This window comes from Marinilabilia salmonicolor, assembly GCF_003003035.1.
GTDB classification, from domain to species: Bacteria; Bacteroidota; Bacteroidia; order Bacteroidales; family Marinilabiliaceae; genus Marinilabilia; species Marinilabilia salmonicolor_A.
In genome coordinates this window covers 31,321-48,965 of sequence record NZ_PVTS01000007.1, presented here as the reverse complement: position 1 = coordinate 48,965, position 17,645 = coordinate 31,321, and the positions used below count along the sequence as shown (strand labels likewise).

Here is a 17,645-nt window from a genome sequence, read left to right as displayed (position 1 = left end):
TTTAATGTTTTTTAAAATGTATAGCTGATTCCCAGTCCCGGAAGCCATGCAGATGTGTTGTATGTTCCATAGAAATCCAATGGAGCATATCCGTCTTCCCGCTCTTCACCAGTAATATAGAGCAGTGAAGCATCGAGTGACAACTTTGAATTCAGAGCATACGATAAACCGGTAGAAATACCCGTTTTGTTGGTACCGGGAGTTTCCGGTGTCAGATAATCAGCAGGAATTGGTGTTTCATCGTAATAAACACCGGCACGAACTTTCAAACTTTCCAGGGCTTTGTATTCGGCCCCAATCCGATAAATCATGGAATTTTCAAAATTGCGGGGATTTTCTGAATCCTGAAGAGCCGCAGTATTTTGCTCAAAATCGAAGTTCAGCTCTTTATAAGCCGACCATCCAACATGCTGCAAATCAAAAGCCAAAAGCAGCTTGTCACTGGCCTGCCATCCCAGTCCGAAAGTAAGGTTTGCCGGCATGGGTAAAGCCGCAGAGAAAGTATTTCCTTCCGGGAAATTTCCCCGCATACTTTCAGGCACCGAGAAAGTGGCATCACCTTCTTCCATCTCCACGTTTACCTCGGAGCGATAATTTACTCCAAAAGACAACTCCGGAGTCAGTTTTAGAAACAATCCAACATTATAACCATAGGCAACGGTACTTCCCTCCAGAGTAACCTGCCCATCTCCGCTTTCCGACTGCAAAGGAAGTGCTTTATTGAGCTCAACAGCTCCAAAAACAGCAACAGGTCCGCCCCCCACACTTATTTTAGGAGTGATGGCATACGAAACAGTAGGCTGAACAAAGATGGCCTGCAACGCAAGATCCTGAATCAGATAGCGTCCGTCCCAATCATCGCCCCAAACCAAACTGTTTCCGTAAGGAGAATTGGCACCGATTCCCACCACCAGTTTTTCATTTATACGCATGGCCCCATAAACAGAAAAGGGAGTTCCCACAGGGTTATCACTTTCGGCACTGTAAAGCGATGGTTGCCTTTTCACAAAAGTATTTTGCGAAATTACGCCACTTACACCTCCCGAAAACATATATTTCCCTTCCAGGAAAGATAAGGCACCGGGGTTAAAATGAATGGACGATGGCCCCAGCAACAATGCTGTTCCTGTATGTCCCATTCCAATTTGCTTTTGTCCCTGCGCATTTACCTGATAGCCTTCGGCCAATACAGGCGTCAGCGACAATATTAAGCCTACTAAACTTAATAATAATTGCTTCATAATAAACAGTTGATATTAAAAATGCTCCCTTTGAATAACAACCAACGAAAGCATTCAGCTATTAATGATTACTTTATTTGTTTGAACAGTTTATCCCATTGGAAAACTTGGCGAAAATAGAAATTTAATCCTCACCCGGAATGATGTTGTAATTTGAATTTCAAACAATTACAGTTTTCGTCCTTTTTGGTCGATTCTTCATTGCAGGATTTTACTGGGGTGCAGAGAGTTACAATAAACATCGTTCAAATATAAAAGATTTCGGTAACTATTTACCTATAAAATTATTTATGAACAATTCCTGCAAAATTTCTTTAATTTAAAATCATTCTTCGTATGAAGCATGATTTTGGATGATATTCTAGTTTAAATGCAAAACCAATTTTGTCCTAAAGGAATATTTCACACTTCGGGCTGGTTTGAAAGGGCCCGACCTTGGCAGAATGGCTACTATCCCTCTATAAATTTGAAAAAAACAGGAAAAATCACTATTTTCAGACAAATAAAAAACGACGAAAATGATCCAAGAAACAGATTTGAAGCAACTTAAAGAGAAAGGAATTTCCGTTGATGTATTGGAAGACCAGATCAACCGTTTTAAAGAGGGCTTTCCACCGCTAAAAGCAGAGCGTCCCGCCACACTTACCAACGGGATTATTGGATTATCGGAAGATTCTCTTCACACCCTGAAAGAACTTTACCGGAAAGAGATCAATCAGGGGCTGACTCCTCTCAAATTTGTTCCGGCATCCGGCGCAGCAACCCGGATGTTTAAGGCACTTTATCAATTTCTGGAAAATCCGGAAGATTTGAAGCAATTGGATGATCAGCATCCGGCAAAAGAATTTATTAACCACCTCCCCCGGTTTGCATTCTTTAATGCCCTAAAAGAGCTCTTTCCAGGAAAAAATCTTGATAATATTGAAGAGCGTCAATCTCTGGCCACTGAAATTATTGCGAAGGCATTAAATGAAGAAGGTTTGAATTACGGGTTTCTACCTAAAGGACTGATTCAGTTCCATCACTATCAGGATGGTAGTCACACAGCAATGCTGGAGCACCTGGCCGAAGCAGCCAGCTATGCAAAAAGCAGGGAAGATAATGCCCAAGTTCACTTTACCGTAAGTCCCGAACATCTGGAGATGTTCAAAAAGGAATTTGCTGAAAATATTGAATCGATACAGAAACAGACAGGTACCACCTTTCAAGTAACCTACAGTTTCCAAAAAGCACATACCGATACCGTTGCTGTATTGCCTGACAATGAACCGTTCCGCGATGAGAAGGGAAATTTGGTATTCCGTCCGGGCGGACATGGTTCTCTCATCGAAAACCTGAACGACTGCGACGCGGGAATCATCTTTATAAAGAACATTGACAATGTACTGCCGTCGGAAAAAATAGGACAGGTATCTGACTATAAACAAGCGCTGGGAGGTCTGGCTCTTGATATTCGAAACAAGGTATTTGATTTCATCCGGCAACTGGAAGATGAACTTTCCATCGACCTGATAACCTCCATCCGACAATTCCTGAAGGAGACACTTCACACCGATATCCCGGGGCATTTGGCAGATGGCTCTCTGGGTGAGCAGGGGGCATATCTGTTACATTTCCTGAATCGTCCCATCAGAGTCTGCGGAATGGTTAAAAATGAAGGAGAACCCGGCGGGGGGCCTTTCTGGGTGCGCAACACTGATGGACAGGAAACCCTGCAAATCGTAGAAAGTTCTCAGCTTAATCTGACCGATCCGGAACAAAAGAAAATATTTGAAGGAAGTACCCACTTTAATCCGGTGGATTTGGTTTGCATAACCCGCGATTTTGAAGGAAATAAGTTTGACCTGCTCCAATATATTGATGAAAACACCGGGTTTATTTCCGAAAAATCCATCAACGGCAAATCCATCAAAGCATTGGAAAGACCGGGACTTTGGAACGGTGCCATGGCCAACTGGCTGACCATTTTCGTGGAAGTTCCCGTGGACACTTTTAATCCGGTAAAAACGGTCAATGATTTGTTGCGAAAAGCACATCAGCCTGAATGATTAAAAGTTAGTTGAAAGGCAGAAGGCAGATAGGCAGAAGTATGAAATAATTCTGAACATGAAAGTCGGATTTGGCCGGTTGGTCGCTTCCGGCTTTTTCCTTTCAGACTCTCCTTTTCATGGCTGAATTCGATCGATATGAGACACTTCACCCGGACAATCTCCTTAAATTCACTTTCAACATTAAACATCGATCGTCACACAAACATAAACAGCACATTATCAAAACAAATCAAGCATACAGACTAAAATAAATCAGATGCATTGGCATTACATAAAGATTGCGTACTTTTGCACCATTAAAAACAAGTGTGTATGTATGATTCATGGTCTGGCCATTTTAATGAAGTGAGGGAAGCTGTTGAGCGGTTTGAAAAAATGGAATACAGGGGACAGGAATTCTTTTTTGATGTCCACAGCATAGAAAATATCTTTGACTTTTATATAGATAAGCTTCAGTTTAACAAAGCGGAGCGCATCATAGAGATTGGCTTACGTCAACATCCCGAAGCTTCAGTATTGAGGGTTAAGCAGGCCATTATCTTCATCGAAAACGGGAAGCTCAGTAAAGCTACTGCTTTGCTGGAAAACCTGCTTCAGATTGAAAAATCCAACTCCGAGGTTTACCTGAATCTGGGCTATGTATATTTGCGAAACGATCAGAACGAAAAGGCCAAAGCTGTTTTTAATGAAGGTTTCAAATATGCATTTGGAAATGATACCGAAGTTTTGCTGGATGTAATCCTGTACCTCAACCAGTTTCACGAATATCAGGCAGCCATTGATATTCTGGAGAAACGAAAAAATCTTTTTTGGTCCAACGAAAATCTCCTGTTCGAATTGGCTTATGCCTACGATAAAGTAGAAGAAGATCAGAAAGCATTCAACACCTACCAGCAGGTGCTGGATATCAATCCATGGTCGGACAATGCCTGGTACAATTCGGGAATCACACTTGTAAAAATGGGTGACCTCAGAGGTGCAGATGAAGCCTTTGACTTTTGTCTGGCCATTAATCCCGAGCATTCTCAGGCATATTTTAACAAGGGAAACAGTCTGGCACAGCAAAACCGCTATCAGGAAGCGCTGGACAGTTATCTGGAATGCATTTCATACGACATTTTTCAATCCCGTTGCCATCATTACATTGCCGACTGCTGGAATCAGTTGGGGAACTCCACTATGGCCGGGAAATATTTCGATCTGGCAACCCGCATAGATCCTATGGATATAGATGCATGGGAAAGCTTTGCCCGATTCTATATGGAGCAACAAGATCCCGAAAACTGCCGGGCGGTTATTGCTATGGCCATGAGGGAGAAAGAGATGATGCATGATTCCGAATTGGGAATGTTTCATCACATCAAAGCCCAATCTTATGTATTGGAAGAAGAGTGGGAATTGTCGAAGAAATTTTTCGTAAAAGCCATCCTTAGCAACCGTCGGGATTTGCGTCACATTATCGCCTTGTTCAAACTCAACAAAGCACTCAACCCGGCTTACAACATAGAGCTGTTTGTGGATGAATATGGCGACAAATTTATCGAAACAGTCTCTTTTCAATACATTCTGGCAGCCTACCATATTCTTATCACCGAAGATCTCGAGCAGGCAACAGAATTGTTAAATGGTGCCATAAGCTCAGCTCCGGGTTACCTCGATGATTTGTTAGAAGCATTTCCGGGATTAAATCCTGTCATCAAAGAAAGTCCGGAGTTAAATGATTTTATAGAGCAGAACAAATAGAAGATTCAGATGCTTAACAAAGTTGTTTTTCCTTTTCTAAAGGGTGCTGCCATGGGAGCAGCCAACGTAATTCCCGGCGTTTCGGGCGGAACCATTGCTCTGATAACCGGCATTTTTGAGCGATTGATCAATGCCATCAAATCATTTGACGGAACCGCTTTAAAATTACTAATCAAGGGACAGCTCAAAGAATTTGCAGCATATACAGATTTGTTTTTCCTTCTCTATTTGTTTGCCGGAGTTTTTGCAGCCATCCTTTCACTGGCCAGATTACTGGAATATCTTTTCGAAAATCATCCCATCTATGTATGGGCTTTTTTCTTCGGATTGGTGCTGGCTTCCGTATGGTTTGTAGCGCGTACGGTCCGAAAATGGCATGCTGCAGCCGTTATTTCCTTTTTGGTGGGAGCCACCATTGCCATTAGCATCTCTGTCCTTACCCCTGCTGGAGAAGATCGCTCTTTTTATTATTTATTCCTGTGTGGCGTTGTAGCCATCTGTAGCATGATTCTTCCCGGACTAAGCGGCTCTTTTGTACTGGTACTCATGGGCAACTATCAGCTGGTTATGATTGATGCCATCAACAACTTCGATCTCTCGATCCTTTTGCCTGTAGGTATTGGAGCCGTAGTTGGACTCATTGTCTTCAGCCGCTTTCTTTCATGGCTGATGAAACGTTTTCCAGACTCCACCATTGCCCTGCTTTCAGGTTTTATTTTAGGATCCCTGGGAATACTCTGGCCCTGGAAAACCGAAATTACCCAAGCATTTGGCGACAAAGTGAAAGTAATTGCTTATGACTGGCATCTGCCGGAAGTTAACACTGAATTTGCGCTTGCTCTTGTTTTTATTATCTTAGGGGTTTTAAGTATTGCCATTACTGAGATTTGGGCTGATAAAACGCAAACAGAAGAAAATTAGTGTCTATCCATAAAGGACCACTTGCTGCGTTACGCTCACCGCCAAAGTACTCATTTACGTAATTAAACTGCGCTTTTGGCGGCTTCGCAAGCCTTGCAATTAGCACTTTCTGATCAGACACATAACGAATAACAAACTTTTCTTATTCTATAAAAGGGCTCTAATTGGCTCGAAGCTGTTAGCTCCTTGCTCTTGATGTTTTTGCTAAAAACCTTGTTATATGAAAACCTTCGGACTGATCGGATATCCGCTGGGACACTCCTTTTCCCAAAAATATTTCACAGAGAAATTCAAAGCTGAAAATATAGAAGCCCGGTATCTCAATTTTCCCATTGAAACCATTGGGGAGTTTCCCAGTTTACTTGAAAAGCATCCCTATCTTGCCGGTCTCAATGTGACCATTCCTTACAAGCAGCAGGTCATAGATTACCTGGACGAAATTGATATCATAGCCCGGGAAGTCGGGGCGGTTAATGTTGTAAAAATCGCCTGGGATGATAAAAAACCCCGTTTAAAGGGTTTCAACAGTGATATTATTGGTTTTTCGCGTTCCATAGAACCACTTTTACGCTCTCATCATAACAAAGCACTGATTCTGGGAACAGGAGGAGCATCAAAAGCAGTTGCCTATGCATTGAAAGAATTGGGATTACTCTACCGTTATGTCTCTCGAACTCCCCAGCATCCATCACATGTTTCTTATGAGTCGCTCAACGAGGAAATTCTCAAAGAATATACTGTCATTGTAAACACCACTCCCATGGGAATGGCTCCTAAAACCGATCAGTGTCCTTCCATTCCCTACAACGGAATCTCCTCGCAACATCTCGCTTTTGATTTAATTTACAATCCCGAAACGACTCTTTTTATGCAGAAATGTAGCCAAAAAGGTGCTGTTGTAAAGAATGGTTTGGAGATGTTGCATCTTCAGGCAGAAGCAGCCTGGGATATCTGGAATAAGTAGAAATATCCACTCATTTTTATTGGTGCCCTAAAAAATTGAGATTGCTTCACTACGTTACCAATGACAGATTTTTGTAACAGACAAACAATTAATAGTTGGCCCCCATTTGCGGACCTGATTCCAATCGTTCAGCCTTACCCCGGGTTATCGACCCGGGGTTATTAAAATTTGCCCCTTTCAGGGACGAGCCAATTCTGTCATTTACACATTATTCCCCAAGCTTTTTTGGGGAAGGCACTCTCAATGACCGGACTTTACACGATCTTGTGGTTCTTTTTTACCCTCATACAGCGTTTTAAGCTTTTTTAACAACAAAACCATTGATCAACTAAGTTTTTAGTTATAGATTTGAACTAAACTTTTAGTTGAAAAATGAAACAAGTCCCGAATGTTCGGGACGAGTTCCATCAGACAATCATTTAGATTAATTGCTTACTGATGAAAGAACTGACCAAAGCAGAAGAACAAGTGATGCACCCGCTGTGGCAAATGGGCAACGCCACCGTGAAGCAAATCATCGATCATCTACCTGAGCCGACACCGGCCTACAACACCGTATCTACCCTCGTGCGCATTTTAGAGAAGAAAGGTTTTGTGGACCATGTCGCAGAAGGAAAAGGACACATTTACTTTCCGATCATTTCCAAGCAGGAATACACCAGAAAATTCATGAAACGCTTTATCAGTAATTATTTTGAAGATTCATTCAAAAATCTTGTCTCCTTTTTTGCAAAAAATGACAAGATGGATCTAAAAGAATTTGATGAGCTCATGGCTGATGTACGGAAAGAATTGGAGAACAAGAAAAGCAAAGAAAAATGATTAATTATGTAAACTGGCTGTACGAGTCTTCGGTATTCATTACCGGGACAGTTTTCATTTATCAGTTATTTCTCAAAAGGAAGACAACATTTACCTTCAACCGGTTTTTCCTTTTGAGTGGATTAATTTTTTCTCTGCTCCTGCCCTTTTTCCCCCTGAACCTGTTCGGCACAGGTGGCAGTAACGATGGCTTTGCAGTTCTAATGGCTCCGGTAACCATTGTCTCCGGTGAAGTAAAAACCCTTTTTACCACCCCGGCCGTTGAATGGCCAACCGCCAGGATTATTTATGGCATTGGAGTCATGCTTTTTCTGATAAGATTATTTCAAGGATTGATAAAACTTGGTTTCTGGTCACGAAAGATTGTGTTTGCCCGACATGGTCGTTTCAAAGTGGCACATCTGCCAGGGAGTTTCAGCCCGTTTTCATTTTTCAACCTGGTTTTTATCGGACAGAACGACTATACCGAAGAGGAGATCAGCCAAATCATTTCCCATGAAATTTCCCATTCGGCAAACTGGCATTCTGCCGATGTAATTTTGCTTGAATCAGTTCTTATTTTCCAGTGGTTCAATCCTGTCGTATGGCTTTTGCGCCGAAACCTGAAAGAAATTCATGAATTTCAGGCCGACAGGGAAGTCTTGCATCAGGGTATTGCACTGGTCAACTACAAAAAGTTGCTGCTTTACCAACGCACAGGTGCCCGCCTGGAACTGGTAAACAGTTTTCACAAATCATTCATTAAAAAACGATTTATTATGATGTCTAAAAATAATAATACCTCAAAGCAAACAACTTTTTTTGCAACCATCGCTTTACTGACCTTTTTCATCGGTTTTATGGCTTGTAATCAGACAGAAGAAAATGCCCGGGTTGCTGAATCCGGAGAAGTGCTAAAATCGGATTCAGGAACAGGCGTTTACGATATAGTGGATGAAATGCCTGAGTTCCCGGGTGGAGATAAGGCATTAAGTATGTTCCTTATCAGCAACACAAATTATCCTGATGAAGCCGTTCAAAACAATTTGGAAGGGCGAGTTTTTATCAAATTTATTATTGATGAAAAGGGAAAAGTGACCGAACCGGAAATAGTGCGTAGCTCCGGCCACCCTATACTGGATGAAGAAGCTCTCAGGGTCATTTCAGTTTTACCTGACTGGAATCCGGGCATACTGGATGGAAAAACTGTAAAGGTTAATTTTACAGTACCCATTAATTTTCAGTTATCTTCGGGAAACGACCCATCACCGAAATAGGCATTTTAATTCTTAAACATTCCCCCGGTCTGTTTTCATAATACGGGCCAGGGGATTTTTTCTAACCCACAAAATTCTAACTATGCATCGTTTATCCTTAATCATTATCCTCCTAACCCTGACAATCCGAATCGTTGCAGGAAATTTCACAAAAAATGACAGCCTTCAGGTTGCCATATCTAAATCAGACAGTACCCAAATCATCATTTCGGATTCAACACTTCAGACATCCACATCCCATCGGCTTTCGCCGGATACTATTGCCCTGCATATTGCACACGCACGAAGATTGATGAAAGAATACAAAATCGACGTCGCGATTGTTACACTGGAAAAGGCTTATGCCCGTGACTCTTCCTCCATCGAATTGGTCAAAGAGCTGGAAGAAATTTACTACAGCACTTCTGAAAACACCAAGGCATTGGAATTTGTTAACCTGTTACTGGATCAGGGAATCGACAGCGCTGTTTACCTTCCCCGCAAAGCACTGGTGATGAAAAAAGAAGGCAATCTGCCGGAAGCATTGCATATCTTCAGAGATCTGATTCGCAAAGACTCTGCCAACACCTTCTTTCTAAACCAACTGGGAGACATTTTCAATATGGTTCGAAAACTGGACAGTGCGCTGATCTATTACACGAAAAGCGTTGAAGTCTCCCCCAAAAACATCACTCTTTTCAAGGCAGGACAATTGTTTCTGGATCTGGAAAAGCCCGGAGAAGCCCTCTCTTTTTTTGATCAATACTACAATCCTGAAATTCACGACTCTAAACCTTTGCGTCGGTTGTATGGTCAGACATTCTTTCTGCTCAATGAGTATGAAGAATCTATCAAAGTATTTGATGACCTCTACCAAAAAGGCGATTCCTCGTTTATCACCACTAAGTTTCTGGGGATGAGTTACCGCAAAAACGGCGAATATCTCGAAGCCGAAATACCCTTAAAACAGGCAGTATTCCAAAACCCCAATGATTTTCTGGTGTATTACAACCTGGGAATATGTTGCAGAAATATCGGACAAACCGATGAGAGCGAGCGGTATTTCCACACTGCACTCGATATCATTACCACCCCACCTGCCATCAGAAACATGATTATCAAAGAACTGGCTGAAAACTACAAAAGGGCAACACAGTGGCATAAAGCTCTCAAAATTTACAATGAAATTCTGGAATCGGATCCTACAAATATGTCCGTCCGTATGGACATATTAATGATTCTGGATTACCAGCTAAAAGATGCCGAAAAGGCCATTAATGGATATAAAAACACGCTTGCGATGATTGAAGAGGATACCACAAATACCCAAAATAAAGGTCGAATGATAAAATATCTGAACCAGCGAATTGAAAAGCTGGAAGAGCAAAAATTCTGGGAAGAGAGTGGGAAAAACTAACAAGGGAAGGGTAGAGAGGATATAAAGCTGTGGAGCTGTTAAAGAATTACCATCCAATTCTGTAGCAGCCCATTGCTTTTTTAACCTAAAAGGCTTTTAAATCAACGCTCTTTCCCCGTTCAAGTGTCATTCAAATCAAAAAAACTATCTCTCCTTCATTTTTCTCAATACTTCTCCATATCGGCGGTACTCCTCCTCGAAGTTTGGAGTAAGCAGGCCTGTTCCGTTGGCTACCTCCAGCTCAGAAAATGACCAAATTTTTCCTCCATCCAGTTCTTCGGGATGGGGGATTATTTCTCCTTCATAAAAAAGTGCGAATACAAATACGAGTTCATTTTCCACGCCACTTCGCCACAAGTAACGTCCCAATGAAACAGCCTCTCCCGAATTGACACCAATTTCTTCGGCAGCTTCCCGCAAAAGAGCGGTCTCAATGGTTTCCTCCTTTGATACATGACCACCAACAGCAGTATCCCACTTGCCCGGTTGCACTGTTTTATGCATCGGACGTTTCTGAAGCCAAAGTCCTTCCCTTGTTACCACCTGAAGGTGAACCACCGGATGAAGCCAACGGTTTTTACCATTGTGTACAAGACTTCTCGGGGCATGTCCAAGAACTTTTCCCTCTTCATCTACCAGTGGAAGCCACTCTTCCAGGCTCCAGTTCCTTTTTCGTTTCTTGTTAAGAAGCCAGGAATAGAGTACCAGTCCGCCAACCAAAACATAAAAACCGGGTCCACTAATAGCAGCCCACCATGCATGAGGCATCCAGAGTGCTGCACCAAAGGTCAGCAAGGTATGCGCCAACAGTAACCAGAAGAAAACTCTGAGTACATCCTGCATCAGCCAGGACTCAAAAGGACCGGCCACCAGTCCTTTAAAATACCGTTGCATCATCAGCATAACCAACCGGACATTGGAAAAAGCAGAATACCCGATTATTAATAATAATGCCGCACCAATGAATACCGGCTTCAGCTTAAACAACAAAGCATTGTCAAAGAGAATGGCAAGCCCTCCCAGCACCATCAAAAAGCCAATGTCGAACAGAATAAATTTATCCAACCGGTGTTCCCGGAACCAAAACCACACAAATTGAACCAATCCTAATGACAAAGCAGCCACCAGGCCGATGGTGGTGCCCCAGACGAGTTCAACTCCGACAAATATCAATAGTGGTAACATGCCCGGCAGCAGTTTGCCTGCCAGAGACAATGGTTTACTGGTAGAAAGTCTCAATCGTTTCTGTTTAAAATCACAAAGACACCATACCTCCAATTAGGAAGCTACGGTGCCTTTGCTGATGTTCACAATTCATTATTTCAACAAGTCTTTCAGATAACTTGTCACATTCTTCTCAATGCGACCGGCCACATCTTCCGCTTTTGCCTTCTGGAAGGAGTCCCCGGTGATTTTTTCAAACAACTCAATGTATCGCTCTGATACTTCATTAATGTACTCCTCATTCATATCAGGAATCTGTTGCCCTTCACGACCCTGAAAACCATTCTCAATCAACCATTGACGAACAAACTCCTTGGAGAGCTGACGCTGGGCTTCTCCCTTTTTCAGGCGCTCTTCATACCCATCGGCATAAAAATATCTTGATGAATCGGGCGTATGAATCTCATCAATCAGGTAAATTTTCCCGTCTTTCTTGCCAAACTCGTACTTGGTATCCACCAATATCAGTCCTTTCTCGGCAGCCATCTCTGTGCCACGCTGAAACAGCTCCATGGTATATTTCTCGAGCAAGGCATAATCTTCCTCACTCACGAGTCCTTGTTTCAGAATCTCTTCACGGGAGATGTCTTCGTCATGGCCAACATCAGCTTTGGTGGTAGGCGTAATGAGTGGTTTCTCAAACTTCTGATTTTCTACCATTCCATCGGGTAAGGGATTTCCACACAGCTCACGTTTTCCGGATTTGTATTCGCGCCAGGCATGGCCTGTCAGATAACCACGAATCACCATCTCTACCTTAAAAGGCTCACAAAAATGTCCCACAGTAACCATAGGATCCGGAGTAGCTACTTTCCAATTGGGAACAATATCCGAGGTAGCATCCAAAAAACCGGCAGCAATCTGATTCAGCACCTGTCCTTTGAACGGGATTCCTTTAGGCAGCACCACATCAAAGGCAGAGATGCGGTCAGAGACCACCATTACCAGAAAATTGTCGTCGATGTTATATACATCACGGACTTTCCCTTTGTAAACGTCTTTTTGACGAGGAAAATTGAAATTGGTTTCTACAATAGCGTTTTGCATAGGTCTGTAAAATATAGAGTTATTCTTTTTCGTAAGCTTCCACAATATCCTGGACCAATCGATGACGAACAATATCTTTCACAGAAAACTTCACCCTTTCTATCCCTTTTATGCCTTTCAGTATGCGCATGGCCTGCACAAGTCCCGAAGTCATGGGATTTGGTAAGTCAATCTGCGTAATATCACCGGTTACCACAAACTTAGCGCTGGTCCCCATTCGGGTCAGAAACATCTTCAACTGATTGGTAGTAGTATTCTGAGCCTCATCCAAAATCACAAAAGCATTGTTCAGTGTCCGCCCACGCATATATGCCAACGGGGCAATCTGAATGGTTCCGTTTTCCATATACTCTTTCAGCTTCACTGCAGGAATCATATCCTGAAGTGCATCATAGAGCGGCTGCAGATAAGGATCAATTTTCTCCTTCATATCTCCGGGCAGAAACCCCAACTTCTCTCCTGCTTCCACCGCCGGACGACTCAGAATTATTCTGCGAACCACCCTGCTTTTCAAAGCCTTCACCGCCAATGCAATGGCAGTATAGGTTTTTCCGGATCCGGCCGGTCCCACTGCAAACATCAAATCATTTTTGGAATAGGCCTCTACCAGTTTCCGCTGATTCTCTGTCCGTGCTTTTATAGGCTTACCGTTTACACCAAAAAGAATGGTATCTTCAGCGCTTTCCTGCTGAACCACCGTATGTCCCTTCATGATGTCGTTAATGACATCTTCTTTCAGAACATTAAAACGCTCATAGTGTTCCAGGAGTTGATTAATTTTTTCCTCAAAATCTGCCACCTCTTCTGCATCGCCCATGGCTTTCAGCCAGTTGCCACGAGCTACAATTTTCAGTTTTGGAAAATTTGCTTTTATCAAATCCAGTTTGGCATTTTTCACTCCCATGAACTCCACCAAATCAACAGATTCGAGATAAATAAGTTTTTCGATCATAAAAAAATCAAAGTTCTTTTTCCGTGTAATGCAAAGAAACAACATTTTAGGAAATTAGAACAGTCCTGATGCTCTGAGATTAGAGGAAAAGAAGAAAAAAAACTTAAAAAGTAAGAACCTTATCACTATCTGCCACCCACTCAGCAAGAAATCCCATTGTAGAACTGTTGGCTCCTTCAAAATAAGGATGATTTTTATAAATGCCACAGCGCGCCATGCAGGTACCACAAACTTCAACAGGCACCCCTTCATGGATTAAACCTTTGAGCATTTGAGACAAATCCTGATCATATCCCTCCGGAGGTTTGCAAACATCACGTGCCATATCCACCGCGTCATTCATAAGAAAGATACGAACTTCATGGCCCTGCTTGCGGAGTGTATCTGCCAAACGCAGTCCGTTCCAGGTTACATCTGTGTTGTCATAGGGTTCCCGATTAAAAATAATTAAAATTTTCTGCATGATTACAAAACTTAATGGTCTATACTCTTATCATTTTGAACACCCCTGGCTTCATCCAGAGCTTCTCCGAAATTCAGAAAAACACTTTTCTCACCAATTAGTTCAAGCACACCACCTTTTACCAGCACCTTTCCAACTTCAGGCTTTATTCCCGAAAGCATTACTCTTGTATTTCTTTTCTGAATATTCCTGATGGCCTCCTTCAGATTGTGAACCCCGGTAGAATCAATAAAAGGAACATGACGCATACGTATGATAAGAACATCATACTTTTGTCCTGACGACTTCAGCCATTCTCCATACTGCTTGGCTGAACCAAAGAAAAACGGTCCACTGATTTCGAAGATACCCACTTCACGAGGAATATGAGAATAATTCTCAATCACATCCACATCAATCTCATTGTCAGAATATTTTGCCACATCAGCCATTCGTTTCATAAACAACAGAGATGCCAATACAATGCCTACTTCGATTGCCACGGTAAGATCAACCAGGACAGTCAGGAAGAAAGTGGTTAACAAGACAATAATATCGAAAACAGACCCTTTGAGAATGGAAACGAACGATTTCCATTCACTCATGTTGTAGGCCACCACCATCAATATTCCGGCAAGACACGACAACGGAATCAAGGCCGCATACTTCCCAAAAAACAGCATTATCAGCAATAAGGTAACCGAATGAACCATGCCAGCAATGGGAGTGCGACCTCCGTTTTTCACATTGGTGGCTGTTCGTGCAATGGCACCAGTTGCCGGAATACCACCAAAAAAAGGAGTTACAACATTGGCAATTCCCTGGCTGATCAGTTCAGTATTTGAACGATGATTGCTACCGATCATACCATCCGACACAACGGCAGAAAGCAAAGATTCTATTCCTCCTAGTAGCGCAATGGTAAGAGCCGGACCAAGATAGATATGGATTTTCTCCCAACTGACAGCAGGCATATCAAAATGAAATTTTGCCGGAATTTCTCCAAACACCGAGCCAATGGTGGCCACTTCAATATTTGCAATAGCAACCACCGCTGAAACAGCAATAATAGCAATAAATGACCCCGGGATTCTGGTAGTTATCTTTTTAAAGCCTACTGTAATAAGAATCGTAACAAGAGTTATCCAGAGAGCATTTAGATTGACAGCCGGTATATGCCTAAAATAGAACAACCATTTATCAATAAAAGCGGATGGCACCCCGGAAGAAACAATTCCCATAGCATCTTTTACCTGGATGGAAAAAATGACCAGGGCTATTCCACTTGTAAAACCAACCACCAGAGGATGGGGAATAAACTTTAGCAAGGTTCCCAATTTCAGTAAACCGAATGCAATAAGGAAAATGCCTGCCATGATGGTAGAGATCATCAATCCCTCCAAACCATGTGCTTCAACAATTGCATAAACAATAATTACAAAAGCTCCGGTGGGGCCTCCGATCTGAACCCTGCTTCCTCCAAGTAATGAAATGATAAATCCGGCAATTACGGCTGTAATCAGCCCTTTTTCGGGTGATACTCCAGAGGCCACCGCAAAGGCAATAGCCAATGGAAGCGCCACAATCCCCACAACTAAACCGGCCAGCACATCTTTTGTAATGGTGTTTTTGTCAATGAGCTTGTGCTGCCACAAACTGATAAGCTTGGGCTTAAAAATGTACTTCATGTCCTTAAAAAATAATTAAGTGGAGATCCCGGATACCTGACAAAAGGAAAACATCTGATACCGGTTCCATGTGAATAGTGTTTGTCTATAAAGCTCAAACAGGTGAAAAACGCTTAGTCTATAGACGGGCACTAAAATGAAGCGCAAATTTAAATGAACTTTTGTTCAGAAGGATATTTTTACTCTTAATTATCTTTAAAAACCAAACAGGATGGATGTTTATAAAAAAAGAAAGGCCTGCCGGCATTCCGACAGACCTTTCAAACCTTAACCCTAACCCGATGCAAATATAATGGAGTAAATGGAAATGGCAAAATATTTTTTACACTTTTCCTACTTATCCGATAGTTAAATATTGTATTACATTCATAATACATCTATGCATTCACTGACTTTATTGCCCAAACAATTAATTATCAGCATCCTTACTGAATTAATGAATCTCTCAGTTGGTATTCAGATGGAGCCAGGAATCGGATTTGCGGGGTACGCTCCATTTTTCGAATTAAAACAGGACTTATGGCATCCTGCAGTTGAATGCTACGTATCATTGCACTGGAAACACAATTTCCGGTTTCCTTTAACTGAACACGCAAAGCATTGAATTGTATCTCCACTTTGGTATTTCTTCCGATGTCGGATCCACCACCATCACCATTGAATTTAAACTTCTGAACAGGTCCGCTACCTGCAAAAACATCCTCAGCATGATCGTTATCGGTATAAGAATATGAAGCCACTACAGAAGAAATAACTTCCTCAATCTCATATCCGGGATCTGGAGTATAAATGGTGAAAATCCGTTCAGCTTTTCCATAAGTCCAGTCACGCCTGGTTTCACTGGCTGTTACATAGACCTTAGCTCTTAACCGTGTGCGCTCATTAATTAATTTTACATGGCAATACATATAAGGCCCATGGCCATCAAATTCTTTATCACCTCTGCTCTTTCCGGGTTTTGTAGCATGAGCCGGCATTAAAGATACATTTGCAGGCCGGAAGTTATCCATCCGGGTTTGGCAGATATTGGGCTCAGGCTGAATTATCCCGATGGAGGAGATTTCTCTCCCTCCCCATTTCAAAATAATTCTACTACTCTGGGCGGTAAGATTGGCTCCTGATGAACCAAGATTCAGGGTCATATGGTAATGAGACGGACGGTCAAGATTTCGGGAAATATCAATTTGACGATTTCCTTCAATCAACAATACAGTAATTTCCGTGCGATCAAAGTCGTATCCGAAAAATTCGATTTTATTCCGTCTGTTCTGGTTCAAAGACATATCAATGGCAGACGGAACCACCTGACAAAGCTGTGGTTCAAGCGGGGGCAGCTCGGTTCCCAGAATCCGGGCTTTAATTCTCTCCAGCCCCTGCCTCATCCTAATACGCAGAAAATCAACATTACACCTGAGTTCCGTACCCGTGGTAGCAATACCGCGTTGCATCAATTCTGAAACCTCAGTTCTAATGGTACTTTGAACATCCTCCGGTAAATCTTCCAAAACTCCGGTCAATACATCCTGCCAGTCGGCCGATGCTACGCTCAATTCACTAATACCCCGGTCTATTACAGCAACTGCTTCTTCCGTGGCATTGGGCACCGTCATTCCCAGAAACTCTTTAATTTTGTCGATAAAATCACAACCAGAGACGACAAAAACGGTGAACATGATAAGTACAATTGATTTTTTCATCCGTATAAAATTTGAATATAAAGGTCTAATGGAACTCTTCCCCAAAATTCGGGACTCCTTTTATCCGGTTGAAATTTACCTTTGGTGTCCGGTTGAAAACCTGTGATTGCTTCAAAACGTTTGCAATGAACTGGCCTTTGCAGGACACTGATGGTCGGTAGGGGTTGATTTTCAGCAAAGCCGAAAATCAACCCCTACCAA

14 protein-coding genes are annotated in these 17,645 nt (G+C 42.3%); 7 read left to right on the top strand and 7 right to left on the bottom strand.

Annotated features, from left to right (window positions below):
• Window positions 1–11: 11 nt before the first annotated feature.
• Window positions 12–1,241 carry an OmpP1/FadL family transporter gene (locus tag BY457_RS08760; RefSeq protein ID WP_106152960.1) on the bottom strand — a complete coding sequence of 410 codons (1,230 nt, stop codon included), beginning with the start codon at window positions 1,239–1,241 and terminating at the stop codon, window positions 12–14.
• A 518-nt stretch (window positions 1,242–1,759) separates the two neighbouring features.
• On the opposite strand from BY457_RS08760, the gene BY457_RS08755 reads away from it, so the two are divergent.
• The 7 genes from BY457_RS08755 to BY457_RS08725 all read left to right on the top strand — a co-directional run bounded on the left by BY457_RS08755 (window position 1,760) and on the right by BY457_RS08725 (window position 10,394).
• On the top strand, window positions 1,760–3,289 hold the full coding sequence (locus BY457_RS08755) for a DUF4301 family protein (RefSeq protein ID WP_106152959.1): 1,530 nt from the start codon (window positions 1,760–1,762) through the stop codon (window positions 3,287–3,289).
• Window positions 3,290–3,604: 315 nt separating this feature from the next.
• The gene (locus BY457_RS08750) at window positions 3,605–5,035 is read left to right on the top strand and encodes a tetratricopeptide repeat protein (RefSeq protein ID WP_106152958.1); all 1,431 of its coding nucleotides are present in this window, start codon (window positions 3,605–3,607) and stop codon (window positions 5,033–5,035) included.
• Between the two features lie 9 nt (window positions 5,036–5,044).
• A complete protein-coding gene (locus BY457_RS08745) occupies window positions 5,045–5,956 on the top strand; it encodes a DUF368 domain-containing protein (protein ID WP_106152957.1) in 912 nt (303 codons plus the stop codon).
• Between the two features lie 220 nt (window positions 5,957–6,176).
• Complete coding sequence (locus BY457_RS08740) at window positions 6,177–6,920, top strand: shikimate dehydrogenase family protein (RefSeq protein WP_106152956.1); 744 nt, start codon at window positions 6,177–6,179, stop codon at window positions 6,918–6,920.
• 438 nt (window positions 6,921–7,358) lie between these two features.
• The gene (locus tag BY457_RS08735; protein ID WP_106152955.1) at window positions 7,359–7,742 is read left to right on the top strand and encodes a BlaI/MecI/CopY family transcriptional regulator; all 384 of its coding nucleotides are present in this window, start codon (window positions 7,359–7,361) and stop codon (window positions 7,740–7,742) included.
• A complete protein-coding gene (locus BY457_RS08730; RefSeq protein WP_106152954.1) occupies window positions 7,739–8,998 on the top strand; it encodes a M56 family metallopeptidase in 1,260 nt (419 codons plus the stop codon). Before BY457_RS08735 ends, BY457_RS08730 begins: the two co-directional genes overlap by 4 nt.
• Before the next feature lie 82 nt (window positions 8,999–9,080).
• On the top strand, window positions 9,081–10,394 hold the full coding sequence (locus tag BY457_RS08725) for a tetratricopeptide repeat protein (protein WP_106152953.1): 1,314 nt from the start codon (window positions 9,081–9,083) through the stop codon (window positions 10,392–10,394).
• A 144-nt stretch (window positions 10,395–10,538) separates the two neighbouring features.
• Here the strand turns inward: BY457_RS08725 and BY457_RS08720 are convergent, their stop codons facing one another.
• The 6 genes from BY457_RS08720 to BY457_RS08695 all read right to left on the bottom strand — a co-directional run bounded on the left by BY457_RS08720 (window position 10,539) and on the right by BY457_RS08695 (window position 17,444).
• Entirely contained in the window at window positions 10,539–11,633 is a 1,095-nt protein-coding gene (locus BY457_RS08720) for an NUDIX domain-containing protein (RefSeq protein WP_258176675.1), read from the bottom strand.
• A gap of 78 nt (window positions 11,634–11,711) precedes the next feature.
• The gene (locus BY457_RS08715) at window positions 11,712–12,665 is read right to left on the bottom strand and encodes a phosphoribosylaminoimidazolesuccinocarboxamide synthase (protein WP_106152952.1); all 954 of its coding nucleotides are present in this window, start codon (window positions 12,663–12,665) and stop codon (window positions 11,712–11,714) included.
• A gap of 19 nt (window positions 12,666–12,684) precedes the next feature.
• Window positions 12,685–13,617: a PhoH family protein gene (locus tag BY457_RS08710; protein WP_106152951.1), complete on the bottom strand. Its 933-nt coding sequence runs from the start codon at window positions 13,615–13,617 to the stop codon at window positions 12,685–12,687.
• A gap of 103 nt (window positions 13,618–13,720) precedes the next feature.
• Window positions 13,721–14,080, bottom strand: coding sequence for a DsrE/DsrF/TusD sulfur relay family protein (locus BY457_RS08705; RefSeq protein WP_106152950.1), 360 nt, complete (start codon window positions 14,078–14,080; stop codon window positions 13,721–13,723).
• Window positions 14,081–14,091: 11 nt separating this feature from the next.
• Window positions 14,092–15,747, bottom strand: coding sequence for a SulP family inorganic anion transporter (locus BY457_RS08700; protein WP_106152949.1), 1,656 nt, complete (start codon window positions 15,745–15,747; stop codon window positions 14,092–14,094).
• A 425-nt stretch (window positions 15,748–16,172) separates the two neighbouring features.
• On the bottom strand, window positions 16,173–17,444 hold the full coding sequence (locus tag BY457_RS08695) for a hypothetical protein (RefSeq protein WP_146130964.1): 1,272 nt from the start codon (window positions 17,442–17,444) through the stop codon (window positions 16,173–16,175).
• Window positions 17,445–17,645: the final 201 nt, after the last annotated feature.